This window comes from Nitrobacter sp. TKz-YC01, from assembly GCF_047824785.1.
In the GTDB taxonomy this organism is placed as follows: Bacteria; Pseudomonadota; Alphaproteobacteria; order Rhizobiales; family Xanthobacteraceae; genus Nitrobacter.
Window position 1 is genome coordinate 3,707,148 of record NZ_CP181167.1, and the last position, 24,406, is coordinate 3,731,553.

A 24,406-nucleotide genomic window follows, 5' to 3' on the forward strand; every position below is an offset into this window, starting at 1 on the left:
GCCAACCGTCCGCCGATTGGATGCCGCCAGTGCCTCGGCGCTGAACCGGATCCGGCGCGCCTAACTGGCAGCAGGCATCATGCGGCGTCGGCGCAATCCTTCACAGCCTGAAACAGCGACACTAGATGATGTCCCGACATATCGAGGATCGGCTCGAACATGAAGGAATTCAGGTGAATGTTCTCAGGCGTCATCAGCGCCACTCTTTTGACCGCAGTGAGGATGACCCCGTCGCACGTTCCCGACTTCTCGTACTTGCGGATCAGCTTTCCGGTCTGGTTCTTCCCGATTGATTTGACGTAATCCGGATCGTTGATCTTCTTTATTAGGACCTCTTCGGCCAGCAGGCGAATGCCAATCGCAAGGGCAATCTTCTGTTCAAGCGACAGGTCGTCGTCTCCACGCTTGCAGACCTCGTTGCATGCCGACATCACAAGATCGAAAACCGTCCCGGCATTCGCGCTGAAATCCTTGAATGATCCTGCCGTCAGGATCGAAGCGTACCTCCCGGACAGATCATTCACTGTGATCGTCCTGGTGTTGTCCTTGATATGAAGAAGAGAAGTCAGTTGATCGAAGACAGCGGCGTTCCCGACATACTCCGCCAGATTCCTGACGAACGGAATTGATGCGACTAGGACAACCGGATCGTCGAGCCTCTTCTTCCAGTCCTCGAACGGGTTGTCGCTGAGCCGATCTGGAATAAGTTGCAGGGCACCATTGAGACGGTTGCAAAGCAGCTTGTTGTCTCCATAGATTCCGAGCCTCCCGCGCACCGTGCGGTAGAAATCGTAGTTGTGCGTGAGAAGGACCAGATGGAAGCTGTCCTCGTTCCGCATGTCGTTGAGGTATTCGATGATTGCGTATTTATTCTTGTAATCAAACGAGTCCGCAATATCGTCGAGGACCACAAGCGTTTCGATGCCAGCCTTCTTGCGCGCTTCCACCTCGAATATGATGTTCAGGATGTACAGTGCCCGCTTCTCACCCGTGCTTAGCCCCCGATCCAGAATCGATCGATCCGCTTTTCTGTCTGCTCCTTCACGATTCTTGATGTAAAACGAAATCTGCGGCGCTGAGACGTTCAGTACGGCATCGCCCTTGTTCTCGACACGCACATCGAAGGGTACCGAGAACCGTTCATTGAACTGCGCAATCACAGATTCCCAGCGTGTCTGTTCCTTCTCGGCCTCGCCGACGATTGACTTGATCTTCTCCTTGCTGGAGTCGTATTCGCTGATCAGATCAAAATAGATTTGGCTGTTCTCGACCAGGTATGAAATCCATACCCTTTGCTTGAACGCATCGATGTCGCTCAGCTCCGCCACGACGAAGGGATTTTCTATTAGATAGTCACGGAAGCTCCGCAGCTCGGCTGTCGTGAGCGTCCCGTCCACTTTCTGGAACATTTCCGCCAGCTTAGGGTCCGTCAGGATTTTCTTCTTCTCGGTCTCGATTGCCGCGATCAGCTCGGCGTCGGTTCTGATCTCGCTGCGCACACCGCCGTGAACAAGATTGACGGAATGTCCACCCTCGAACCAGCCATTCGTTTTCAAGTTTTTCGCAATTGTCTCGGCATTGCTGTGGTTGAACACGCCCTTCTTGAAATACATGGACTGATCAAGGATCCGCTCATAGACCTTCGTGTAGTCGTCAATGAGCGCCTTGACATTCTCGTTCTGAAGAAGCTCCAGGACCTTGTCGCTGAACAGGACCTTGTATTTCAGAGATGAGTACTGGGAATTGGCACCCTCCTTGACTTCCCGCTCCAGGCGGGCAAGGGCGACGAGGACATCCTCGCGCCGGACTTTGAAGGCACCGGCAATTGCCAGATCGATGTCCTTCGACAGTCCGGACGGCTTTTTCAGCGCCTTGAACAGGTTCTCCTTCTTCTCCGCAATCGAACCGAAAATTTCGTCATAACGGGCTTTCAGCTCCTCGCTTGCCAGGAGCGAGGAAATCCGTGCGGATTGGTATTTCTCGTCGATGGAGTCGATCACGAACACTGACTCTCGGTCCAGTGCTGCGCCGGTTTGATCTAATATAGACAGTTCGCTCTTCCGCTCCGGAAAATAGATATCCTCGGGCTGTTTATTGTTCGCGTAACTGCGAAGAGCCTTCGCTAGAGATGTCTTCATCACGCCATTAGGCGCATAGACCAGAACAGGCATGTTGTTGTTGGAAAAATCGAACGCATGATCAAGAGCATCAATGCCGAAGCAATGCTTCATGCTGATTTTGATAGACTCTGGCATTTACTCCCCTTGATCACACCGAGTTCACACTCAGGCCGCGATGTTCGGAGCAACACTGCCGTCTCGGAATTGCCGGAAGCTCAGAACATTCCCGTGCCTCTCATACTCGGTCTCCGCCGACTTTAGAAGACTCTCGGGGATCATCAGGCTGACCCTATCCTCAATCGCGTTGCCCGCAATGTTCACGCCTACTATCGTAAGGAAAAGATTCCGCTTGTTCTCTTCGCGATCGACCTGTTCCAAGCGTTTCCGAAATGTCGTCTTCGCGCCATGGTCGGTCCTGTGTCGTAGCCCGGTTTGCCGCTGTCAATGAAAACTAGCGAGGGCAGTAGGAGGTCCGGGCGCTTCGAGCCTCGATGATGACCTGTTTCTAAAAAGGTATTGGCTCGGGGCGGTGCCGGATCTCACATGAAGCCAATCACGCTTTCGGATCTCGCGCGCCGCTACGGCTATTTTCTTGATTTCCTGGATCGGTCGGGTTTGCTCGACCGCCGTGGTGCCGCCGCCGGCAATGTTACGCCCGAGAACGTCGCCGGGTATCTGACTAAACTGCAGAAGAGGGTTTCATCCGTCACAGTCTACGGATCAATCTACAAGTTGCGACGGGCCAGCCAGTTGCTCGATCCACGACGCGACTTTCGATGGCTGACCGAAATCGAAAAGGACCTCGCAATGGTGATGCGACCGCGCTCGAAAGCCGATCGGTTCGTGCTCACCGAAGTTCTGGTTGAGCATGGCCTGACCTTGATGGCCGAGGCAGATCATTCGACCAACTGCTCCGACCTTGCCAGGGCGCGTCAGTTTCGCAACGGATTGATGGTCGCCACGCTGGCTCTGCATCCCATTCGCCTCAAGAACTTCGCAAGTCTCGAAATCGGACGCAACTTTGTGAATATCGAAGGGCAGTGGTGGATTATTCTCGGCGCTAGTGAGACAAAAGAAAACCGCCCTGACGAACGGCGCCTCGATGATATGCTAGCTCCCTCGCTGGAGAAGTACCTGTCCAAATATCGGGATGTGCTGGCACAGAAGAGCGAATCAAATGCACTGTGGTTATCCTCGGCGGATGGCCAACCAATGACCTACAGTGCTGTCGCCGACGCGATCAAAAAAACCACCCTGACCGCAATTGGGGTTGGGGTCTCTTCACACATGTTTCGGACTGCCGCTGCATCAAGCGCGGCGGTCCACGCTGGTCAAAGCCCGTACCTGGCAAGTGCTCTCCTTCATCACCGAGACCCGCGCGTTACCGAGGAGCATTACAATCGCGCATCAAGCCTGAGCGCGGCTGAGGCATTAAGAACGGTTCTCCAAGGATACACGAAAGCCGAGCGGTAGAGCTCACTTTGCTGCTCGCTATCCAATGGGCGATGTTGATCGCAGAACCAGCCTTTGGCTCGGACGGCACGCCGCAATCCATGCGTGGCGATCTGCTGCCGGCCACTCTGCGATCGGCAATGATCGCACCTGAAAACGATTAGGTCTTGATGCGGGGGCATTCGAAGTTGCCGGCATCATGCAACGTCCTCCTCGAACCTCATTTGCCGGCGAATCATCTTTCCGAAGTCCTGATTGGCTTGCACCGTTTCCAGACCGCAGTAGAAGTTGATCGTGGTCTGCATATTGCGGTGACCGAGCAGGCGCTTCACGACCTCGTAGGCGCCGGGATTGTGTCGCAAGTAAATTGCTGCGGCCGCATGGCGAAACTGATGAACGGTGAGCCGCAGGCCCGTTACCTCTTCAATCCGGTCGGTAATCTGACCGCTGAACATGTTGGCGGTCTTCGGGCCCCCGCTCGCCCCGGGAAACAGGAAGTCAGAATTCGCTCCGCGGATCAGGTGCGGCCGATACTGATGGATGTATTCGTCGATCAGTTCTGTTAGCTCGTCGTCAAAAGTGAAGTCGAGGGAAACACGGTTTTTCACATCATAGTGCGGGAAGCTCAGCCAGAAGGATGAGCCCGGTCCACCCGGCTTAATCAAGTTCTGATCGATCCGGATCGCGACGAGGTTACCAAGCCGGATGGGCGCGAAACACAGGATCGAAATAGCGACCGCGATCTGGGCCGTGAGCGCCGCCTTGACCGGAGCGTAGGGGAGACTTGCCCGGGCGTCGCGCATTAATTGCGCGGGCAAATTGACAACGCTTCTCCAGACACCCGGCGTCAGTACCTTTCGGACAACCGCCAGGTTCTTTTCCGTCAAGCCGGCTTGCCGATGCTCTTCAAGGGTAGCGCGGAGATCTTCCAGGCGATCGATCGCGTCCTGATCCAGACTCAAATAGCGCCCCAGTCCGACTAACTTTGACGCCAGCTCGATGGTGAAGATTTTGGGCTCATCGCCGTTATCACGCCAATAGGCGTCGAGGACGGGCCCGGCCACATCGGGATGCACGAGGGCCGTAAGTGAGGTAAACCGTTCGATGGGAATGCCAATCTTGACCGCCTTGCGCACCATTGCCACCAACTCCGCCCTGCGGGTCCTGATGGTCGTCGCGCTGCAGGGGCGATAACGCTTGCCGTTCGTCCCTTTACGGATCTTCTGGAGACTAGCGAGGTAATAGTCGATATCTTTTTGAAGTCCCGGCGGAAAGTCGTTCCAAGCGGGCCCATCTGCCGCTTGTAGAGCTGGCTCGGCAAGCTTCCGCTGTGGCCAGACCGCGCTGTGACCGACACACACATTCCAGGCGCGGGCTATCGATCGGCGGGCCGCAAGATTCGTCGCAAGCGAGGTCGTCTGCATGCGGTAGGCGAAATATTGACTCAACGCGGCTTCGTTCACCGCCGCCGGCTCGATACCGCAACCGGAGCAGTAGCGCATGAAGCCGGACAGCCGTGCCTTGCGGCCATAATCACCGATGCTATTGCGCAAGGCGGCCCAGGCAGCCGTCAACGGCATTCCGCGCGGTGCTACATCATGCTCCTTGCCGAACCAGCGCAATGCGGCTTTGACGTTGGACTTCTGGTTGGCAAGCGTCTTGGCGTTGGCGCCCACCGTCGCATGATGCAGTCGCTCAAGGTTGAACCGCATCGCCGTCAGGCGGGCCGGCAGAGTTTCCATCGGTTTGTCGAGCGCCTTGGCGATCTGGCGCAACGCTGATGCCCACTGAGACCGCATTTGCGGTGCCAGCTCCGTCGACTGTTCGATCGCAGAGAGTGCGTCGGCGAACGAGGGTTCGAGGAGGGACGGTTTGGTCACGTTGGGAAGGCGTCCTTGGCGCCGATGGTGGACGGGGATAGCTGCAGATGTATCTAAGTGTAATTTGGGAAATTGTAAATAGTATAATGGGTACATGTACTTAGAAGATTATTCCCAATACATAATGTTGCTTGTGTATCCCGATGTATACTGATGTATTGTGGGATATTCTTTATTTGATGGCCGCCGCCTTTTGCGACGATGGCTATTGCGGCCTGCGCATAGGGAAATAGCGGACGGACCGGCCGAACCTCACAAACGGCGGACCGTCGCCGCGCTTGCGTGCCTTGGCGAGCCACGACAGGCTGACTTTCTGTGCCTTCGCGAACTCCTTGGGCGTCAGCATGCCTTCCGCGGTCGGTGTGTTCCGGGACGATTTTGGGGACTGCAAATCCATGACGGCAACCTCTCTGGTTCGGGGCTGCCAGACATCGCTCCGACAGCGTTACACCGTGGAGATATCCCGGACTTCGACGTCCATCTCATGCATCAGTCAGAAACTGGAGTAGTCTTGTTGGCACGCCCGCGATTGCCCGCGCGGCGATCGTTCAGGATTTTAATGTCCTGCGGTCGAATCTCGCGAAATGGCGGAGGCAGCGGCGCGACATTGATGTCGCTTGGGATTCGCCAGTGCGTGTCGGGGTCGAGCGCCGGCTCTGACCGCGGATCTTCTCCCTTTGCTTGACCGATCCGCTCAAATTCCAGCGCCACCGCCAACACCAGATCAGGCATTAAATGCACCATCTGAAACGGTACAAACTGAGTTGGGTTCAGTCTTGGCGGGCGTCCAACAAATCTTTTGCACACCTCGCGCCGGACCAAGCAGGCTGCCGCAACAAGGTGCGCAACATCCTTGTAGCCGCTCCAAAGCTTCCAGAGATTGGCCTCCCCGGTGCCTCGGCTCTCTGTCTTGGCCGCGGCCAGCGAAATGGCCTTTCCGATGCTTGGCCCGCCCCGCCGCTCCTGGTGCTGACCATCGATCAAGTCGCAGTATGAATGAAAGATGTCAGCGACCCTCAGCCAGTTGCCCTGGATTCGGTTGACCCTTCTGGGAACCGGTGGCTGCCCCGATCCTTCGTAGTTCGGCCAACTGCGAAGCAGGCTCACGAGGCCGTGGCGCTCGGTCTCGTCGTTCGGGTGGCACATGTAGCCCAAGAGCGGGATCCCCTGGCAGGGCCACTCGACGACCGTGTCGTTGAGACGGGCTGCGAAAAGAGTTTCAAGATCGAGGATTTCGATCGGTCTCGGGAATGACGGGATGTCCATGACGCGCATGTCGAGACCTCGGAATCGATCTTGATTGGAACTGTCTGAGCGAATCGGGCGCAGCCCCTCCGCGCGCTTCCGAGACTACTCCAGTTTCGGGCGATTACGGCAGTCGGGCTTGTTGCCCCTGCTACGCACCGTCAACCGCCGCCCTGTCGAAGGCCGCGCGAAGCTTGACGGATACCCGTAGGAATGAGTCGGAATCGCGGTTCGACTGTCGCAATAAAGATCGTCGCTAATGACGATCCTTGCATTGTCGCGGCCTCCCTTCCGCGCGAGTCATTGAGCTACCCGGAAGTTATTGACGGTTGGCCTGCAACTCCTCCGGTGACGGAGCGAGAGCTGGATGTCATCGAGACCTATCTTGGCGAGATGATCGGGGACTTGCTGAAAGGTTGAGCGATAATTTCTTAGGCGCCTTGGCGGTGCTCCTCCAGGGTGCAACAATAGCGGCTCCATAAGTTGGTATTTCCATGAACGCTCACAAAGCCGCGAAGACGCAGACGCTGCCATCGATGCCTCGGGCAGCTCTTTACATGCGAGTTTCGACAGGGCGGCAGGCTGAGCACGATTTGTCGATTCCCGACCAGCGCCATCAACTGCAATCCTGGTGCCGCGCTCACGGCTTTGAGCCCGTTGTGGAGTTTGTCGAAGCCGGCGCTTCTGCGACCGACGATCGGCGACCGATCTTTCAGCAAATGATCGAGCGGGCCTGCGATGGAGAAAACGCCTTCGACGTCATCATCGTACACAGTTACAGCCGCTTCTTCCGCGAGGCATTCGAACAGGAGTTCTATCTGCGGAAGCTGGCTCGACACAAGGTCAGGGTGATCTCGATCACCCAACCAGTCGGCGATGAGAACGAGCCAGTCCACGCCATGATGCGCAAGGTGATTGCGCTGTTCGATGAATATCAGTCACGAGAGAACGCGAAGCACGTCATCCGTTCGATGAAGGAAAATGCCCGGCAGGGATTCTGGAATGGCGCCACGGCTCCGTTGGGCTACAAGCTCATCGAAGCTGAAAAGCGGGGCGCCAAAATCAAGAAGAAACTGGAGATCGATACCGTCGAAGCGGAATACGTCCGCCTCATCTACAAACTCTACCTTTACGGTGACGGGACTTCGGGTAGCCTTGGCGTCAAGGAAATTGTCAAATGGCTCAATCGCAATGGTTATCGAACTCGCCGGGGCCAGACTTTTGGGGTTGCCGGCGTTCACAAGATTCTCACCAACACGGTCTACATCGGCGAGTGGCAGTTCAATGTAACTTCCTCTCGAACCCGGCAGCGCAAGCCGGATGCTGAGATCGTCAAGATAACTGTTCCTGCCCTCATCGAGCCACACGTTTTCGAACAGGTTCAAGCCCAACTGCGAGCCCGCAGCCCGCGGGTTGTGGCTCCTCGGCTCACCACCGGACCCATTCTTCTCACAGGCCTCGCGGTATGTGCGACCTGTCATGGCGCGATGACGCTTCGCACCGGGACATCATCGACCGGCGCAGTTCATCGCTATTACACCTGCTCGACCTGTGCCCGAAAAGGTAAGTCCGCATGTAAGGGGCGCTCGATCCGCATGGACAAGTTGGATGGCCTTGTCACCGAACATCTTGTCGAGCGTCTGCTTCAGCCAGAACGTCTTGCGGTAATGCTGTCTTCACTGAAGGCCCGGCGCGCTGCAAAGGCCGAGAGCGAGAACAAGCGCATCATGGCGCTTCAGCGCGAGGTAGCGGAAGCAGACGAGCGACTTAAGCGCCTCTACAGACTCGTTGAAGACGGCGTTACCGATCTCGATGAGGTTTTGCAGGGACGACTGAGCCAACTAAAAGTGGATCGGGACCGCGCAAAGGCGGCACTTGAAGCAACGACATCCCGTCACAGAGGTGATATCCGCATCGACCCGGAACTCATTGAGAGCTTTGGACGGACCATGCGAGAAAACCTGACGACCGGCTCGACGCCTTTCCGAAAAGCCTACCTTCGTACCTTGATCGACGTGATCGAGGTGGATGACGCCCAAATCCGCATCAAGGGCAGTAAGGATATGCTGGAACGGGCCGTTCTCGCCAGCCAAACGGGGCCGGAACTACGTTCGCAGATGAGTACCAAGTGGCGCGCCCGAAGAGATTCGAACTCCTGCCCCCCCACAGTCGTAGTCTGATGCTCGCCTGTGACCATTCACACCCAGCACCGATCCGAGAAACGAGCAACAAGATTGCTCAGAAACCACTGGCATTGCCGGGCGATTAGAGCGTTACTGTCGGCGCGTTGAGTGCCTCCTTCGGCCACTGAACAGCTTGCCCCGTCGGTGTGTTCGCGTGACGGGGCTTCGGTGGTGGCAGCGATGATGCTGCCGCAACCGGAGACGTCACATGGCAAAAGCACAATCCCGCAAGACTGCATCTCGATCAGCGATAGCGCTCGGGCGCGCAAAGTCGGCGCACCGTACGTCGACCAAGGCCGTTAAGGCTGCACCCGTCAAGAAGAGCAGCTCAGCACCGGCTCGGCCTTTGGATCAACCGACGCGGCATCGTGCTGGCAGCAAGCAAGCCCGGGTCATCGAGATGCTGATGAAGCCCGAGGGCGCAATGATCGGCGACATAATGCAGGCGACGAATTGGCAGCAGCATTCGGTGCGTGGCTTCTTCGCTGGTGTCATACGAAAGAAGCTCAAGCTGACGTTGATATCGGAAGCTACTGAAGCCGGTCGGATCTACAAAGTCACTGGAAACGCCGCATCTGCCGCGTTGACTAGATCGAAGCCTGACAAGACCGCGGCCTGATACCATGGCGCGAAGTCCAGGGTCGCGAAAGCCTATCGGTCGAAGGCTTGTGCGCTTGTCAATGAAAGAGGAGATTGCGCATCTGCGCAGTCTCGATCTGATCGGCCTACAGCGCCGCTGGCAGAGTGTGATGGGGCGGTCGGCCCCGGAACACCTGCCGAAGCATCTGCTGTTCGGCATCCTTGCCTACCGCATCCAGGCCGATGCACTTGGGGATCTCGATGCTGCGACGGTGCAACTTCTGAAGCGTGCGGCTACCGTGCGGTCTTTGAGTGAGGTTTTGCCATTGGTATCGGCACAGGATCAGCGCAAGCAAGCCATGGTGCCCGGCACTGTTCTAACCCGGGAATGGAACGGGCAGCTTCATCGGGTGATGGCCGTCGAAGGCGGCTTCGCTTTTGAGGGCAAGACCTTCGACAGCCTGTCGGGGATTGCGTTCGCGATCACCGGCACAAACTGGAATGGACCGCGCTTTTTTGGTTTGCGTGCCGGAAACGGCAAGGGGGTACGAACATGAAGCCGGCCGACAACCGGGTCGTCCGGTGCGCGATCTATACCAGGGTGTCTACGGACACCGGCCTTGATCAGGAGTTCAATTCGCTGGATGCCCAGTATGATGCGTCCCAAGCCTATATCCGAAGCCAGGCGCATGCAGGCTGGACGCTGGTCAAGGCGCGATATGATGATGGCGGCTTCTCTGGCGGATCGACCGATCGCCCTGCCCTGCAGCGGTTGCTGGCGGATGTCGCGGCCCATCGGATCCACATCATCGTCGTCTACAAGGTAGACCGGCTGACCCGCTCTCTGGCCGACTTCGCCAAGCTGGTCGAATTGTTCGATGCCCATGGTGTGTCATTTGTCTCGGTGACCCAGCAATTCAACACCACCACATCCATGGGACGCCTGACCCTCAACGTTCTCCTGTCCTTTGCCCAGTTCGAACGAGAGGTCACGTCCGAACGTATCCGCGACAAGATCGCAGCTTCCAAACGCAAGGGGTTATGGGTCGGCGGCATGGTTCCGCTTGGTTACATCCTCAAGGATGGTCAGCTTCATATTCACGAGGAAGAGGCCAAGATCGTTCGGCTGATCTTTCAGCGCTATCTGGAGCTCGGCAGCGTCAACCGTCTCGTCAAGGACCTGAAGGAGCGAGGTTTTAGGTCCAAGGTCCGGCAGCTGGCGTCAGGCGGAACGCGAGGCGGTGTGCCGTTCACGCAGGGACCGTTGTTTTACATGCTGCGGAACAGGTTTTACCTTGGCGAAGTCAAGTTCAAGGGCGAGATTCTGCCAGGATCGCAACCTGCCCTGCTCGACCGCACACTGTTTGAGGCCGTTCAGCAAAGGCTGACCGAACAGTGGTCCCATCGCACGACGACACGTATTCGAACCCGGGCCCTCCTTGCCGGACTGCTGTTTGATGACGCGGGTCATCGCATGATCTTGACCTACGCCAGTCGGGACCGCGTTCGGCATCGCTATTACGTCTCCGCGCCCTGCATCCGGGGTCAGACGGATGAACCCGTCGGCTTTGTCACCCGCGTGCCTGCGTCAGAGATCGAGGTCACGATCTCCAAGGCGGTCACTGCCAACACGGACATAGATGAATCGCTTTCGAACGAAACGTTGTCTCGAGAAACCCTTGAGCGGTTCGTCACCCGGATTGAAGTTCGCAAGAACCAGTTGGCCATTCATCTAAGGTCTGGCGAAAACGATATTCAGCGGACCGGTAACCACCACGATCCGGATTCGGCTGAACAACCCGCCCTCACCTCGCGCACCGTCGTCGTGCCCTGGAAGAAGCCATCAAGGCCCGTCCGGAAGATCCTACTGCCGGCGAATACGCCAGAGCATCGCGCTCGGCCCATGAAGGCCGAACGCCGGTCGGCTCTGATCCGATCGATCGGCCGCGGCCGTCTCTGGCTTCAGGAGATCGTCGACGGCCGCGAGACCATCGAAAGCCTTGCCGCCCGCCAACATTGCAGCACCCGACACATCAATATGACCATCTCGCTCGCCTTCCTTGCACCGGCCCTTGTGACCGCAGCCGTTGAAGGACGATTCCCGCGCGGGATCGGTGTCGCCACCCTCCGCGATGCGCCGGCTGAATGGTCACAGCAGATGACGCGCCTCGGCTTGGCACCGGCGGGCGCTCCCGATTCCGCCAGCCAATAACCGCGTCTCATTCCACCCGCCCAATTCCCAGGAACGGGAAATTGCGCCACGGAGACAGAGCCCCAAAACCACGCCCGACGGGTCACAGAGACCGCGCCTCCGCAGATCAAAATGCGCAAAAGCCCGCCAACAGCGGGGCTTTTGCGTCAGTCTCTGGAAATGTGAAAAATAACAGACTGGGTGGTGGGCGCGACAGGGATCGAACCTGTGACCCCTACCATGTCAAGGTAGTGCTCTCCCGCTGAGCTACGCGCCCGAAAACGTCCACAGGGTCGCCGGTCCTATATCGGCTCCCGCGCCGACAGGCAAGGATCAGCGGCGGCCTGAATCAAGCCGCCAGCATCTTATTCACTTCGCTGACCAATTCACGCAGATGCACCGGCTTGGACAACACCTTTGCGTTCTTGGGCGCTTCGGAATCGGAATTCAGCGCGACGGCCGCGAAGCCGGTGATAAACATGATCTTGATGTCGGGATCGAGCTCGGAAGCGCGGCGCGCCAGCTCGATGCCGTCCATTTCCGGCATGACGATATCGGTGAGAAGCATTTCAAAGGGCTCCTCGCGCAGCCTCTGATAGGCTGAGAGGCCGTTGTCATAGGACGACACCTTGAAACCGGCGTTTTCCAGCGCCTTGACCAGAAATCGGCGCATGTCGTTGTCGTCTTCGGCGAGGAGGATCTTGTGCATGGAGGTCATTGGGGCCCGGCTGGATAAGTAGTCTTTTATATAATCCATATCTGGTAAATTTGGAGTGAAGGCTAACTGGGGCTTGGCAGAAGGGTTGCGATTATCGACAATACAGGTTCAGAAACGCCTGTCCGGAGGTGTCCGGCGGACGGCTGCGCAAGGATGACGCCGGCGATGAGCCAGTTTGACGGTGACCAACCGCCTCCTTTCGAGATCGCAGAGCCGGCGACATGGCGATCCCCCATCATCTTCAACTCCCCGCATTCCGGTTCGATCTATCCGGAGCAATTCCTGTCCGCATCGCGAATCGATCTCGCCGGCCTGCGCCGGTCGGAAGATTCGTTCATGGATGAACTGATCGGTGGCTTGACCGATGCCGGTTTTCCGGTGGTCCGGGTCAATTTTCCCCGTTCCTACGTCGACGTGAACCGCGAACCTTACGAACTCGATCCCCGAATGTTCACCGGGCGGCTGCCGAGCTTCGCCAATACGCGCTCGATGCGCGTCGCGGGCGGTCTCGGCACCATCCCGCGCGTGGTCGGCGACGGCGAGGAAATATATCGCGAGCGCCTCAGCGTGGAGGATGCGCTGGGCCGGATCGAACAGCTCTACAAACCCTATCACCGCGCGCTGCGACGGCTGATCTATAAGGCGCATCAGATGTTCGGAACCGTCATCCTCGTGGACTGCCATTCGATGCCATCGACCGGCATCGCGCCGGAGGAGCCGAGGCGGTCGGACATCGTGATCGGTGATCGCTATGAAACCAGTTGCGCGCCGCAGATTCCGAACATCATCGACGATCTGTTGAGAAGCCTCGGCTACTCGGTCACCCGCAACAAGCCCTACGCGGGCGGATTCATCACCGAACATTACGGCAACCCAGCCAGCGGACTGCACGCGGTTCAACTCGAACTCAACCGGGCGGTCTATATGGATGAACGGCGACGCGAGCGTGGCCCCCGCTTCAACCAGGTTGCCACGGATTTCCTGACGCTCGCCAATGCCCTGGCCGCGATCCCCCTGGACGATCTCGGCCCCTTCCGCGCCGCCGCGGAGTAGGCGCCCGGCCAACGGTCTGAAATGCGGCAAAGAAAAAGAAAAAGGGTCGCCCGTCGAACAAGCGACCCAAGTCTAGGGAGGAAACGCCCAAGGAGGGCAGCGATAGCGCGACGGCTACCGCAGCGCACAATATGTAACCGCGCTGCACAAAATGCAAGGGATTTTCGGGCTAACTCCCCGCAAATAGAAGTAATTTAATCGTTTATCTATTGTCCGGTCCGCTCATCAAGCGACGCCTCAACAGCTGCTTTATCATACAAATTCAAATACTTAACGCTGTTTTATCGAGATTTTCCCCGCCTCCGCCCCTCATGGGCGGGTCGCGTCCGATCCGCGCTGATGCAGTCCAAGGATGCAGCCCAACGCCCGCGAATGATTCGAGCACGGGAAAACTGCACCGTGACGGGATGGCAGACGGTGCGATATCCGATCCGGACGTGTATAGAGCGTTTTCGCGCGAATTGGACACCGGTTCGCGTGAGGAAAACGCGTCAGAACACGAACTCGGGCTTCGCTTCTGATCCAACCAGAGGCGAGAATGCTAGAGCATGATCCCGACCCGAAGGGCCGCGCCAGCGCAAAGTGGAAACCGGTTTTCGGAGAAGATCATGCTCAAACAAAAAGATAAGCGACGAGTCCGATTCAACGCAGTTGAAACAGACTTTCGGGGCGCAACGAACATTACCCGGTGAGGTATAGCGTGACGGTGATTGACTTTACCGCCTTTATCGACCGTCTCGCGACGGCGTCGGGCGAAACGATCCTGCCGTTTTTCAGAACGTCTCTTCTCGACGTCGAGAACAAGAGCGCCAGCCGCGACTTCGATCCGGTGACGGAGGCCGATCGGGCGGCCGAGGCGGTGATGCGCCGGATGATCCAGGCGAGCTTTCCCGAGCACGGCATCGTCGGCGAGGAATTCGGCAATCAGAACGAAAACGCCGAATATGTCTGGATGCTGGATCCCATCGACGGCACCAAATCCTTCATCGCGGGCTTTCCGATCTGGGGCACGCTGATCGCGCTGCTGCATCGCGGAACGCCGGTGTTCGGCATGATGCACCAACCCTATATCGGCGAAAGGTTCAGCGGCGACAATCGCTCCTCGCGCTACCGGGGACCGTCGCAGGGACGCAAACTCGCGGTGCGGCGATGCCCGTCGCTGCGGGAGGCGACCTCGTTCACGACCAGTCCTCTCCTGATGAATCCCGACGATCGCGCCGCATTCGGCAAGGTCGAAGCCGAGGTACGGCTGACCCGCTATGGCGGCGACTGCTATTCCTACTGCATGCTGGCCGCGGGCCATCTCGATCTCGTCATCGAGACGGAGCTGAAACCCTATGACATCGCGGCTTTGATACCGATCATCACCGGGGCCGGCGGCGTGATCACGACGTGGGAGGGCGAGCCGGCCCAGGGCGGCGGCCGCGTCGTCGCCGCCGGCGACCGCCGCGTCCACGAGGCCGCGCTGAAGCGGCTGAATGGTTAGAGCATTTTCCGGCGAAGTGGATGACCTGTTCGCCACAATAAAATGCGACCAGACAATAAATCCAGAGCGTGGTCCGATATCAACTTAATCGGATCAGAAGCGGAAAAGCTCTAGAACAGCGGCGTGCCGGGCACGAAGGCGTCGAAGGCCGCCCAGAACTGGGCGCGGTAGCGATCCTGTTCCTGCAGGATTTCATGCTTCGATCCGGTGATGACGAGGTGCAGCCCGCTGCGCAGACGACAGGCGAACTGCTCGATGGCCGAAGTGGAGACGACGGCGTCGCTGCCGGCCGCGATCAACAGCAGCGGCTGACGAATCCGCGCCGGATAACCTGCATCGCGAAAATCGTGCATGGTCTGGAAGGCGGTGTCGGCCCATGCCACCGTCGGAGACGCGATTCCCAGCGTCGGGTCTTCCTGCAAAATCGCGACATTGCGGGCGAACCGCACGGGATCGCTGGTCAGGAAGTTGCCCGCGAAACTGCCCATGCCGGTGATCCGGGCGTTCCCGCCGGGCACGTAGCGGCCGCCCTGCCCCAACAGTCGCATCGCACGCAGCAGCGTACGCACCGGGAGCGAGTTGCGACGTCCCGGCAGGTCGATCATCGGCGCCGACAGCACCATGCGGTCGAACCAGCGATTGCCGGCGCGCGCCACCCGCAGCAGCACAGCGCCCCCCATTGAATGCGCCAGTGCGAAGTAGGGCGGCGGGCAATCCGGCAGCACGACCTGCCTGACGAACGCGCTAACGTCATTCTCGTAATCGGAAAAATGGCGCACATGGCCCTTGCGCGGATCCGGCAACTGGCGCGACGAATGTCCTTGCCCCCGCCAGTCGATCATCGCCACCGCAAAACCGCGGTCGCGTAAATCGCGCACGGTCTCGAAATACTTTTCGATCTGCTCACCGCGCCCGGTGAACAGGCAGACGGTTCCCTTGCGCCCTTGCGGCGACGGCCACCGCGCGAAACGTAAATCGACCCCGTCGGAGGTTCTCACGGTGCCGCTGACGCAATTCTCCGGAACCGGATTTGCGGGGATTGAAACCAGCTTCATGACCGAACCGGCTGGAGGGGAAACCTGAAAGAGCGGATCGCCTGGAAGCAGCCGTGTCCCGCCTCTTGAACGTGCCTGAACGTCCTCCATATCATTTTCGTGCAGGCCGCTACCAGTGGTCCCGAAGGGATCAATCAGGCTGCACCCAAACGAAAGCCCGGCCCGATTGGCGGGCGGGTTCTTTGAAGATGTCGCTCAATGGAGGACTGAACCATGCGTACTTTCGATCTCACCCCGTTTTATCGTTCCACCGTCGGCTTCGACCGTCTCTTCAACCTGCTCGACCAGGTCAACGGCGACGCGCCGGGCTATCCGCCCTACAACATCGAGCGCACCGGCGATAACGCGTATCGTATCAGCGTCGCCGTCTCGGGATTCGCGCCGAACGAGCTCTCGATCGTCGCCAGGGAAAACACGCTGACGATCAAGGGCGAGAAGGTCGCCAATGAGAACGGCAAGGAAAAAGCCGAGGTGCTGTATCGCGGCATCGCGGCCCGAGCCTTCGAGCGCGCCTTCCAGCTGGCTGATTACGTACAGGTGAAGGACGCCTCGCTGGAGAATGGGTTGCTGCATGTGGATCTCGTTCGCGAGATTCCGGAGGCCAAGAAGCCCCGCAGCATTCCGATCGCGGTCGGCACGGCAGCCGCACCGGCTGTCGAGAAGGCGGCCGCCTGATCCGGACTTTTCGAGCGAGAAAAGCGCCCCGGTTCCGCCGGGGCGCTTTTTGCCGAGCCGTGCCCGGAGAGCGAGACCGGTCAGGTTTGATCAATTTCACCGCAGTCGCGTTTTGGGCATAATTTCCACGCCATCAGCGACTCCCCGGCGCTTGTATGATAGAGAAAAATTTGGCAATGTGAGGGTTAGGACAGCAAAGCTGTCTTAATTTGAAGGTCGGCTTGGCACCGAGGTATTGCCGCGTATGCAGGCGTCTGATGTCCGGTCAGGGCATGACAGGCTCGCTGTCCCCGCGGACGTCAGGTAGCTAGGCTCGAATTCTCAAAACTTCGGATCGCGGCTTCGGATCGCGACTTGCGAAGGGTGGCCCCTGGGTTGTCAACCCGAGATTGTCAACCCGGAGGTTGTCGATCGGGGTGGCCACGGCCGCCCCCCCCGAAGGGTGCGCCGAAGACGCGGAAATTTGCGGGATATCACATCCTGGCCGGGAAAGGACTGAGATGAGCGGGCCATCGTTCGAGCGGGAGACCATCGGGCCTCATTCACCGGCAGCGGAGTCGGCCGCGAAACCGTTTGAACCCGCACGTCCGCACGCAGGCCCTGAACAGACTCATGAGCACACCTGGCGGCCGCCGGCGGAGGGCTTCTATGACCCCGCGCTGGAAAGGGATTCCTGCGGCGTCGGTTTCATCGCCAACATCAAGGGCAGGAAGTCGCATCAGATCGTCTCCGACGCGATCAGCATTCTCTGCAACCTCGAACATCGCGGCGCGGTCGGCGCCGATCCGCGCTCCGGAGACGGAGCCGGCATCCTCGTGCAGATTCCGCACGTGTTTTTCGCGCGCAAGGCGAAGGAACTCGGCTTCACGCTGCCGAAGCCCGGCGAATACGCCGTCGGCGCGCTGTTCATGCCGCGCGAGACCGCCTGGCGCGAAATCATCCGGAGCATCATCGCCGATCAGATCAAGGCCGAGGGGCTGACCCTGCTCGGCTGGCGCGAGGTGCCCACCGACAACTCCTCGCTCGGTGAAACCGTCAAGCCGACCGAACCCGCCAACATGCAGGTGTTCATCGGCCGCAACGGCACGGCCGCGACCGAGGACGAGTTCGAGCGCAGGCTCTACATCCTGCGCAAGTCGATCTCGCAGGCGATTTTTGAGCGGCGCGAGCGCGGCCTTTCCGGCTACTATCCGGTATCGCTGTCATGCCGCACCGTGATCTACAAGGGCATGTTTCTCGCCGACCAGCTCGGCGCCTACTACCCCGACCTGCACGAGCCGGATTTCGAATCAGCCCTGGCGCTGGTGCATCAGCGCTTCTCCACCAACACCTTCCCCGCCTGGTCGCTCGCCCATCCCTATCGGATGGTCGCGCACAACGGCGAGATCAACACGCTGCGCGGCAACGTCAACTGGATGGCGGCGCGGCAGGCGTCGGTGCATTCCGATCTGTACGGCAAGGACATCAGCCGGCTGTGGCCGATCTCCTACGAAGGCCAGTCCGACACGGCCTGCTTCGACAACAGCCTCGAATTCCTGGTGCAGGGCGGCTATTCGCTGGCGCATGCGGTGATGATGATGATCCCCGAGGCGTGGGCGGGCAATCCCCTGATGGATGAGCAGCGACGCGCCTTCTACGAATATCATGCGGCGCTGATGGAGCCGTGGGACGGTCCGGCGGCGCTCGCCTTCACCGACGGCCGCCAGATCGGCGCCACGCTCGACCGCAACGGCCTGCGTCCGGCGCGCTATCTCGTGACCCGCGACGACCGCATCCTGATGGCGTCCGAGATGGGCGTGCTCAAGATTCCGGAAGACCAGATCGTCACCAAGTGGCGGCTCCAGCCCGGCAAGATGCTGCTGGTCGATCTCGAGCAGGGCCGTCTCATCCCCGACGACGAGATCAAGGCCACGCTGGCGGACAGCCATCCGTATCGGGAATGGCTCGGCCGCACCCAGGTCCAGGTCGAGAACCTGCCGGACGCGCCGGCCAGGGCGACACGCTCCAACCTGCCGTTGCTGGATCGCCAGCGGGCCTTCGGCTACTCGCAGGAAGACATCAACATCCTGATGACGCCGATGGCCTCCATCGGCGAGGAAGCCTCGGGCTCGATGGGCAACGACACGCCGCTTTCGGCGCTTTCGGACCGTCCGAAGCAGCTTTTCACCTATTTCAAGCAGAACTTCGCGCAGGTCACCAACCCGCCGATCGATCCCATTCGCGAAGAACTGGTGATGAGCCTGGTCTCGATCATCGGACCGCGGCCGAACCTGTTCGATCTGGAAGGTCTCGCCTCGACCAAGCGGCTCGAAGTACGGCAGCCGATCCTGACCGACGCCGACCTCGAAAAGATCCGCTCGATCTCCGATGTCGCCGAATCGCACTTCGTCTCGCGCACCCTCGACATCACTTTCCAGGCCAGCATCGGCCCGGCCGGACTGGAGCAGGTTCTCGACGAACTCTGCGCATGCGCGGAAGCCGCGGTGCGGGAAGGCGTCAACATCATCATCCTGTCCGACCGCATGATGGGTGTCGACCGGATTCCGATTCCCTCGCTGCTCGCCTGCGCCGCCGTGCATCATCATCTGATCCGCGTCGGCCTGCGCACCTCGGTCGGCCTCGTCGTCGAATCCGGCGAACCGCGGGAAGTGCACCACTTCGCCTGCCTCGCCGGTTACGGCGCCGAGGCGATCAATCCTTACCTGGCGTTCGAGACCATCATCGCGATGAAGGAGCGCCTGCCGGGCAGCCTCGACGACAAGGAAATCGTCAAGCGCTACATCAAGTCGATCGGCAAGGGCCTGCTCAAGGTGATGTCGAAGATGGGCATCTCGACCTATCAGTCGTATTGCGGCGCGCAGATCTTCGACGCTATCGGACTGAAGGCCGACTTCATCGCGAAGTATTTCGCCGGCACGCATAGCCGCATCGAGGGCGTCGGCCTGACGGAGATCGCGGAAGAAACCGTGCGGCGCCATGCGGACGCGTTCGGCGACATCCAGATCTACAAGTCCGCGCTCGATGTCGGCGGCGAATACGCCTATCGCACCCGCGGCGAGGATCACGCCTGGACCGCCGAGTCGGTATCCAACCTGCAGCACGCCGTGCGCGGCAACTCGCAGGAACGCTATCGCGCCTTCGCGAAGATCCTCAACGAACAGTCCGAGCGGCTGCTGACGCTGCGCGGCCTGTTCCGCTTCAAGGCCGCGGAAGACGACCGGCGCAAGCCCGTCCCCGTTGAGGAGGTCGAGCCGGCGAAGGAGATCGTCAAGCGCTTTGCGACCGGCGCCATGAGCTTCGGCTCCATCTCGCGCGAAGCTCACACCACGCTCGCGATCGCGATGAACCGGATCGGCGGCAAGTCGAATACCGGCGAGGGAGGCGAGGAGGCCGACCGCTTCAAGCCGATGCCGAACGGCGACTCGATGCGCTCGGCGATCAAGCAGGTCGCCTCGGGGCGCTTCGGCGTCACCACGGAGTATCTGGTCAACTCCGACATGATTCAGATCAAGATGGCGCAGGGCGCAAAGCCCGGCGAGGGCGGACAATTGCCCGGCCACAAGGTCAACGCGACCATCGCCCGCGTGCGCCATTCGACGCCCGGCGTCGGCCTGATCTCGCCGCCGCCGCATCACGACATCTACTCGATCGAGGATCTCGCCCAGCTCATCTACGACCTGAAGAACGTCAACCCGGAGAGCCTGGTTTCGGTGAAGCTGGTCTCCGAGATCGGCGTCGGCACGGTCGCCGCCGGCGTCGCCAAGGCCCGCGCCGACCACGTCACCATCGCCGGCTTCGAGGGCGGCACCGGCGCCTCGCCGCTGACCTCGATCAAGCACGCGGGCTCGCCCTGGGAGATCGGGCTTGCCGAAACCCACCAGACGCTGGTGCGGGAGAAGCTGCGCGCGCGCGTCGCCGTCCAGGTCGACGGCGGCTTCCGCACCGGCCGCGACGTTGTGATCGGCGCGCTGCTCGGCGCCGACGAATTCGGTTTCGCCACCGCGCCGCTGATTGCCGCCGGCTGCATCATGATGCGCAAATGCCACCTCAACACCTGTCCGGTCGGCGTCGCGACCCAGGATCCGGTGCTGCGCAGGCGCTTCACCGGCCAGCCCGAGCACGTCATCAACTATTTCTTCTTCGTCGCCGAGGAAGTGCGCGAGATCATGGCGCAACTCGGCTATCGCACATTCAACGAGATGATCGGTCAGGTGCAGATGCTGGACCAGACCGCGCTGGTGACGCACTGGAAGGCCAAGGGGCTCGACTTCTCGAAGCTGTTCTACCGGCAGAAGGAAGCGCCGGACCAGAAGATCCATCACGCCGAGACGCAGGACCATCACCTCGACAACGTGCTGGACCGCAAGCTGATCGCGCAGGCAAAGCCCGCGCTCGATCGCGGCGCCCCGGTGACGATCGAGGCCGGCATCAACAACACCGACCGCTCGGCCGGCGCGATGCTGTCAGGCACCGTCGCGAAGATCTACGGCCATGCCGGCCTGCCGCTCGACACCATCCAGGTCCATTTCAAGGGCACAGCCGGTCAGGCGTTCGGAGCATGGCTCGGGCGCGGCATCACCTTCGACCTTGAGGGTGAAGGCAACGACTATGTCGGCAAGGGCCTTTCCGGCGGACGAATCATCGTGCGGCCGCCGGCGGATTCCGGCATCGTGCCGGAAGAATCGATCATCGTCGGCAATACCGTGATGTACGGCGCGATCGAAGGCGAGTGCTACTTTCGCGGCATCGCCGGCGAGCGCTTCGCGGTGCGCAACTCCGGCGCGGTCGCCGTCGTCGAGGGTGCCGGCGATCACTGCTGCGAATACATGACCGGCGGCATCGTCGTCGTGCTGGGCAAGACCGGGCGCAACTTCGCGGCCGGTATGTCAGGCGGCGTCGCCTACGTGCTCGACGAGACCGGCGATTTTTCAAAGCTGTGCAACCTCGCGATGGTCGATCTGGAGCCGGTGCTATCGGAAGAGATGATCAATGCCGGCACCTATCATCACAGCGGCGACCTCGAGGCGCACGGGCGCGTCGACGTGTTCCAGAACCTGCTGGAATCCGATGTCGAACGGCTGCACGTGCTGATCACGCGCCACGCCAGGCTTGCCGGGTCCAGACGCGCCGCCGATATTCTTGCGAACTGGAAGGCTTACCTGCCGAAATTCCGCAAGGTGATGCCGGTTGAATACCGCCGTGCGCTGAAGGAAATGAAGACCAACGCGGACGCCGAACCGAAGATCGCGATCGGAGCGTAATACGAATACCGTCATCCTGAAGGACGCGCGCCTCGCGCTGATCTCGACGGGTGGCAAAGCATGGACGACTTAGTCGTCATTGCGGGCGGAACGAAGCAATCCGGAGCGGCAAGCGAAAGCCGGATTGCGCCGTCGCTTCGCTCCTCGCAATGACGGACAAAAGCAGATTCAAGGGCATCAGGGTCCGATGGGCAAGATCACGGGGTTTCTGGAAATCGAGCGGCACGACCGCAAATATGCGCCGGTCGAGGAGCGGGTGACGAACTTCAAGGAGTTCGTGATCCCGCTCAGCGAGAAGGAAACGCGCGATCAGGCCGCGCGCTGCATGAACTGCGGCATTCCCTATTGTCACGGCACCGGTTCGGTTCAGCCCGGCACGCCCGGCTGTCCGGTCAACAACCAGATCCCGGACTTCAACGATCTCGTCTATCAGGGCAACTGGGAAGAAGCCTCGCGAACGCTGCACTCCACCAACAACTTCCCGGAGTTCACCGGCCGCATCTGCCCGGCGCCATGCGAGGCCTCCTGCACGCTGAACATCGATGACAACCCGGTCACCATCAAGACGATCGAATGCGCCATCGTCGATCGCGCCTGGGACAACGGCTGGCTGAAGCCGCTGGTCGCGGCGCAAAAAACCGGCAGGAAAGTCGCCGTGGTCGGCTCCGGTCCCGCCGGGCTCGCCTGCGCGCAGCAACTCGCGCGCGTCGGCCATGAGGTGCATGTCTACGAGAAGAACGCCAAGGCCGGCGGCCTGCTGCGCTACGGCATTCCCGACTTCAAGATGGAAAAGCACATCATCGACCGCCGCCTGGAGCAAATGCAGGCCGAAGGCGTGATCTTCCACTACGGCAAGCCGGTCGGGGGGAACACAACGGGCGCGATCGATCCGGCGCAACTCGTCCGAGACCATGACGCGGTGGCTCTGACCGGCGGCGCGGAATCCCCGCGCGATCTGCCGATCCCCGGCCGCGATCTCGACGGCATTCACTTCGCGATGGATTTCCTGCCGCAGCAGAATCGCCGCAACGGCAACGAGACGTTCGATGTGCCGGACATCCTCGCGACCGGCAAGAACGTGGTGGTGATCGGCGGCGGCGACACCGGCTCGGACTGCATCGGCACCTCGTTCCGGCAGGGCGCGAAGTCGGTGACCCAGCTCGAAATCATGTCGGCGCCACCGGAGCATGAGAACAAGGCGCTGACCTGGCCGAACTGGCCGCTGAAGATGCGCACGTCATCGAGCCAGGCCGAGGGCGCCAGGCGCGACTATGCGGTGCTGACACAGAAATTCTCCGGCATCGACGGCAAGGTGACCAAACTGCACTGCGTACGTGTCGATGGCCGGTTTCAGCCGATCGCAGGCACCGAATTCGCGTTGGAAGCCGATCTCGTGCTGCTGGCGATGGGCTTCGTGCATCCGGTGCAGGAGGGTCTTCTCAAGACGCTCGGCCTCGACCTCGACCAGCGCGGCAACGTCCGCGCCAATACGCAGGATTTTCAAACCTCGCTCCCGAAAGTGTTCTCGGCCGGCGACATGCGTCGCGGCCAGTCACTGGTCGTGTGGGCGATCCGCGAGGGACGCCTGTGTGCCCGCGCCATCGATCAGATGCTGATGGGATCGACCACGCTGCCGTTATGAAGCCGCGCGGCGTGGCTCCGCCGCGCCGCAAATCTACGGCCGTGATCATCAGGCACGCTCCGGCAATCGATCCTGCCCTGGCGAATTTGACGGCGACGTGGTTGATCTGTTCGCCACAACAAATGCATCCAGACAAAAAATTCCAGAGCATGGTCCGATTCAACTCGATCAGATCATGCTCCATGGCGTTTTCGAGCGAAATGGAATCCGGTTCGCGTAAAGAAAGCGCATCAGACCATAGAGATAGAGTCTTTCCGTGAAGCGGTGAAGGACTCTAAACTAGAATCGTTGCGGGCTCGCATCGACACTCATCCACATGCTTAACCTAACCGTGCACAGAGACAATCTGTGAATTGATCGTCGTTCGCCGCGCGTTACTGTCGTGACAAAGTGGGGGAACGGCGAAGTGGCGGCATCATCGCGTTGGATGGTTTTCTTGATCGTCGTTTTCCCGATCGCTCCGGCACAGGCGATGTCACGTCACGTCGCCGTCAGCGCCGGCTCATTCTTCGCGGCCGCCGCGCGCTGCGAAGAGCAGAACCTGATTACGCCGGGTCAAACCGAGCATCTCCTGGAAGCGCTCGATCCCTACCTTTCGAAATCCGACAAGGCGAACATGGCGGCCGGCGACGCGCGCGCCAGAAAGATTTCCAAGGTGTTCGTCGAGTCGGAGAAAAAGTGGGTGAGCTTCACGCCGGATTCAACGAGCTGCTACCGCGTGCAGGGCGTGCTCGACGACTACCGGGCGCAACTCGGGCATTGATTAGAGCATGATCCCGAAAAGTGGAGACCGGTTTTCGGAGAAGATCATGCTCAAACAAAAAGATAAGTGAAACAGACTCGAGAGCATGATCCTGACCCGAAGG

At 59.9% G+C, this 24,406-nt stretch carries 17 protein-coding genes and 1 tRNA gene; 11 read left to right on the top strand and 7 right to left on the bottom strand.

Going from position 1 to position 24,406, the window contains the following annotated elements; genetic code table 11:
• Nucleotides 1–77: 77 nt before the first annotated feature.
• Nucleotides 78–2,255: a hypothetical protein gene (locus ACMYR2_RS17720; protein ID WP_416193414.1), complete on the bottom strand. Its 2,178-nt coding sequence runs from the start codon at nucleotides 2,253–2,255 to the stop codon at nucleotides 78–80.
• Nucleotides 2,256–2,663: 408 nt separating this feature from the next.
• On the opposite strand from ACMYR2_RS17720, the gene ACMYR2_RS17725 reads away from it, so the two are divergent.
• On the top strand, nucleotides 2,664–3,593 hold the full coding sequence (locus tag ACMYR2_RS17725) for a tyrosine-type recombinase/integrase (protein ID WP_416193415.1): 930 nt from the start codon (nucleotides 2,664–2,666) through the stop codon (nucleotides 3,591–3,593).
• 176 nt (nucleotides 3,594–3,769) lie between these two features.
• On the opposite strand, the gene ACMYR2_RS17730 is transcribed toward ACMYR2_RS17725, so the two are convergent.
• The 3 genes from ACMYR2_RS17730 to ACMYR2_RS17740 form a co-directional block, all read right to left on the bottom strand.
• The gene (locus ACMYR2_RS17730) at nucleotides 3,770–5,452 is read right to left on the bottom strand and encodes a tyrosine-type recombinase/integrase (protein WP_416193416.1); all 1,683 of its coding nucleotides are present in this window, start codon (nucleotides 5,450–5,452) and stop codon (nucleotides 3,770–3,772) included.
• 205 nt (nucleotides 5,453–5,657) lie between these two features.
• Nucleotides 5,658–5,849: a hypothetical protein gene (locus ACMYR2_RS17735; RefSeq protein ID WP_416193417.1), complete on the bottom strand. Its 192-nt coding sequence runs from the start codon at nucleotides 5,847–5,849 to the stop codon at nucleotides 5,658–5,660.
• 92 nt (nucleotides 5,850–5,941) lie between these two features.
• Nucleotides 5,942–6,727, bottom strand: a complete 786-nt coding sequence (locus ACMYR2_RS17740; protein WP_416193418.1) for a hypothetical protein — start codon at nucleotides 6,725–6,727, stop codon at nucleotides 5,942–5,944.
• Nucleotides 6,728–7,254: 527 nt separating this feature from the next.
• Between ACMYR2_RS17740 and ACMYR2_RS17745 the strand changes: the two genes are divergently transcribed.
• The 4 genes from ACMYR2_RS17745 (at nucleotide 7,255) to ACMYR2_RS17760 (ending at nucleotide 11,671) form a co-directional block, all read left to right on the top strand.
• On the top strand, nucleotides 7,255–8,877 hold the full coding sequence (locus ACMYR2_RS17745) for a recombinase family protein (RefSeq protein ID WP_416194130.1): 1,623 nt from the start codon (nucleotides 7,255–7,257) through the stop codon (nucleotides 8,875–8,877).
• A 211-nt stretch (nucleotides 8,878–9,088) separates the two neighbouring features.
• A complete protein-coding gene (locus ACMYR2_RS17750) occupies nucleotides 9,089–9,499 on the top strand; it encodes a DUF3489 domain-containing protein (RefSeq protein WP_416193419.1) in 411 nt (136 codons plus the stop codon).
• Between the two features lie 61 nt (nucleotides 9,500–9,560).
• Complete coding sequence (locus tag ACMYR2_RS17755; RefSeq protein WP_297534679.1) at nucleotides 9,561–10,016, top strand: DUF2924 domain-containing protein; 456 nt, start codon at nucleotides 9,561–9,563, stop codon at nucleotides 10,014–10,016.
• Complete coding sequence (locus ACMYR2_RS17760; RefSeq protein ID WP_297534680.1) at nucleotides 10,013–11,671, top strand: recombinase family protein; 1,659 nt, start codon at nucleotides 10,013–10,015, stop codon at nucleotides 11,669–11,671. The genes ACMYR2_RS17755 and ACMYR2_RS17760 overlap by 4 nt, the downstream gene beginning before the upstream one ends.
• 181 nt (nucleotides 11,672–11,852) lie before the next feature.
• Here ACMYR2_RS17760 and ACMYR2_RS17765 read toward each other — a convergent pair.
• Nucleotides 11,853–11,927: transfer RNA gene (locus ACMYR2_RS17765), tRNA-Val, on the bottom strand.
• 72 nt (nucleotides 11,928–11,999) lie between these two features.
• On the bottom strand, nucleotides 12,000–12,359 hold the full coding sequence (cpdR, locus tag ACMYR2_RS17770) for a cell cycle two-component system response regulator CpdR (RefSeq protein WP_009797255.1): 360 nt from the start codon (nucleotides 12,357–12,359) through the stop codon (nucleotides 12,000–12,002).
• A gap of 174 nt (nucleotides 12,360–12,533) precedes the next feature.
• On the opposite strand from cpdR, the gene ACMYR2_RS17775 reads away from it, so the two are divergent.
• On the top strand, nucleotides 12,534–13,421 hold the full coding sequence (locus tag ACMYR2_RS17775; protein WP_347264408.1) for an N-formylglutamate amidohydrolase: 888 nt from the start codon (nucleotides 12,534–12,536) through the stop codon (nucleotides 13,419–13,421).
• A 700-nt stretch (nucleotides 13,422–14,121) separates the two neighbouring features.
• A complete protein-coding gene (hisN, locus tag ACMYR2_RS17780; protein WP_347264409.1) occupies nucleotides 14,122–14,907 on the top strand; it encodes a histidinol-phosphatase in 786 nt (261 codons plus the stop codon).
• Between the two features lie 110 nt (nucleotides 14,908–15,017).
• On the opposite strand, the gene ACMYR2_RS17785 is transcribed toward hisN, so the two are convergent.
• Nucleotides 15,018–15,962 carry an alpha/beta hydrolase gene (locus tag ACMYR2_RS17785; protein ID WP_347264410.1) on the bottom strand — a complete coding sequence of 315 codons (945 nt, stop codon included), beginning with the start codon at nucleotides 15,960–15,962 and terminating at the stop codon, nucleotides 15,018–15,020.
• Nucleotides 15,963–16,175: 213 nt separating this feature from the next.
• Here ACMYR2_RS17785 and ACMYR2_RS17790 point away from each other — a divergent pair, with 213 nt between their 5' ends.
• The 4 genes from ACMYR2_RS17790 to ACMYR2_RS17805 all read left to right on the top strand — a co-directional run bounded on the left by ACMYR2_RS17790 (nucleotide 16,176) and on the right by ACMYR2_RS17805 (nucleotide 24,303).
• Nucleotides 16,176–16,637, top strand: coding sequence for an Hsp20 family protein (locus ACMYR2_RS17790; RefSeq protein ID WP_347264411.1), 462 nt, complete (start codon nucleotides 16,176–16,178; stop codon nucleotides 16,635–16,637).
• A gap of 500 nt (nucleotides 16,638–17,137) precedes the next feature.
• A complete protein-coding gene (gene gltB, locus ACMYR2_RS17795; RefSeq protein WP_416193420.1) occupies nucleotides 17,138–21,898 on the top strand; it encodes a glutamate synthase large subunit in 4,761 nt (1,586 codons plus the stop codon).
• A 187-nt stretch (nucleotides 21,899–22,085) separates the two neighbouring features.
• Nucleotides 22,086–23,540 carry a glutamate synthase subunit beta gene (locus ACMYR2_RS17800; protein WP_347264413.1) on the top strand — a complete coding sequence of 485 codons (1,455 nt, stop codon included), beginning with the start codon at nucleotides 22,086–22,088 and terminating at the stop codon, nucleotides 23,538–23,540.
• A gap of 427 nt (nucleotides 23,541–23,967) precedes the next feature.
• Nucleotides 23,968–24,303: a hypothetical protein gene (locus ACMYR2_RS17805; protein ID WP_347264416.1), complete on the top strand. Its 336-nt coding sequence runs from the start codon at nucleotides 23,968–23,970 to the stop codon at nucleotides 24,301–24,303.
• Nucleotides 24,304–24,406 lie beyond the last annotated feature (103 nt).

Coding starts and splice junctions, on each gene's coding strand:
- ACMYR2_RS17720 (WP_416193414.1), bottom strand. CDS start 2,255: ATGCCAGAGTCTATCAAAATCAGCATGAAGCATTGCTTCGGCATTGAT.
- ACMYR2_RS17725 (WP_416193415.1), top strand. CDS start 2,664: ATGAAGCCAATCACGCTTTCGGATCTCGCGCGCCGCTACGGCTATTTT.
- ACMYR2_RS17735 (WP_416193417.1), bottom strand. CDS start 5,849: ATGGATTTGCAGTCCCCAAAATCGTCCCGGAACACACCGACCGCGGAA.
- ACMYR2_RS17740 (WP_416193418.1), bottom strand. CDS start 6,727: ATGCGCGTCATGGACATCCCGTCATTCCCGAGACCGATCGAAATCCTC.
- ACMYR2_RS17745 (WP_416194130.1), top strand. CDS start 7,255: ATGCGAGTTTCGACAGGGCGGCAGGCTGAGCACGATTTGTCGATTCCC.
- ACMYR2_RS17750 (WP_416193419.1), top strand. CDS start 9,089: ATGGCAAAAGCACAATCCCGCAAGACTGCATCTCGATCAGCGATAGCG.
- ACMYR2_RS17755 (WP_297534679.1), top strand. CDS start 9,561: ATGAAAGAGGAGATTGCGCATCTGCGCAGTCTCGATCTGATCGGCCTA.
- ACMYR2_RS17760 (WP_297534680.1), top strand. CDS start 10,013: ATGAAGCCGGCCGACAACCGGGTCGTCCGGTGCGCGATCTATACCAGG.
- cpdR (WP_009797255.1), bottom strand. CDS start 12,359: ATGCACAAGATCCTCCTCGCCGAAGACGACAACGACATGCGCCGATTT.
- ACMYR2_RS17775 (WP_347264408.1), top strand. CDS start 12,534: ATGAGCCAGTTTGACGGTGACCAACCGCCTCCTTTCGAGATCGCAGAG.
- ACMYR2_RS17785 (WP_347264410.1), bottom strand. CDS start 15,962: ATGAAGCTGGTTTCAATCCCCGCAAATCCGGTTCCGGAGAATTGCGTC.
- ACMYR2_RS17790 (WP_347264411.1), top strand. CDS start 16,176: ATGCGTACTTTCGATCTCACCCCGTTTTATCGTTCCACCGTCGGCTTC.
- gltB (WP_416193420.1), top strand. CDS start 17,138: ATGAGCGGGCCATCGTTCGAGCGGGAGACCATCGGGCCTCATTCACCG.
- ACMYR2_RS17800 (WP_347264413.1), top strand. CDS start 22,086: ATGGGCAAGATCACGGGGTTTCTGGAAATCGAGCGGCACGACCGCAAA.
- ACMYR2_RS17805 (WP_347264416.1), top strand. CDS start 23,968: ATGGTTTTCTTGATCGTCGTTTTCCCGATCGCTCCGGCACAGGCGATG.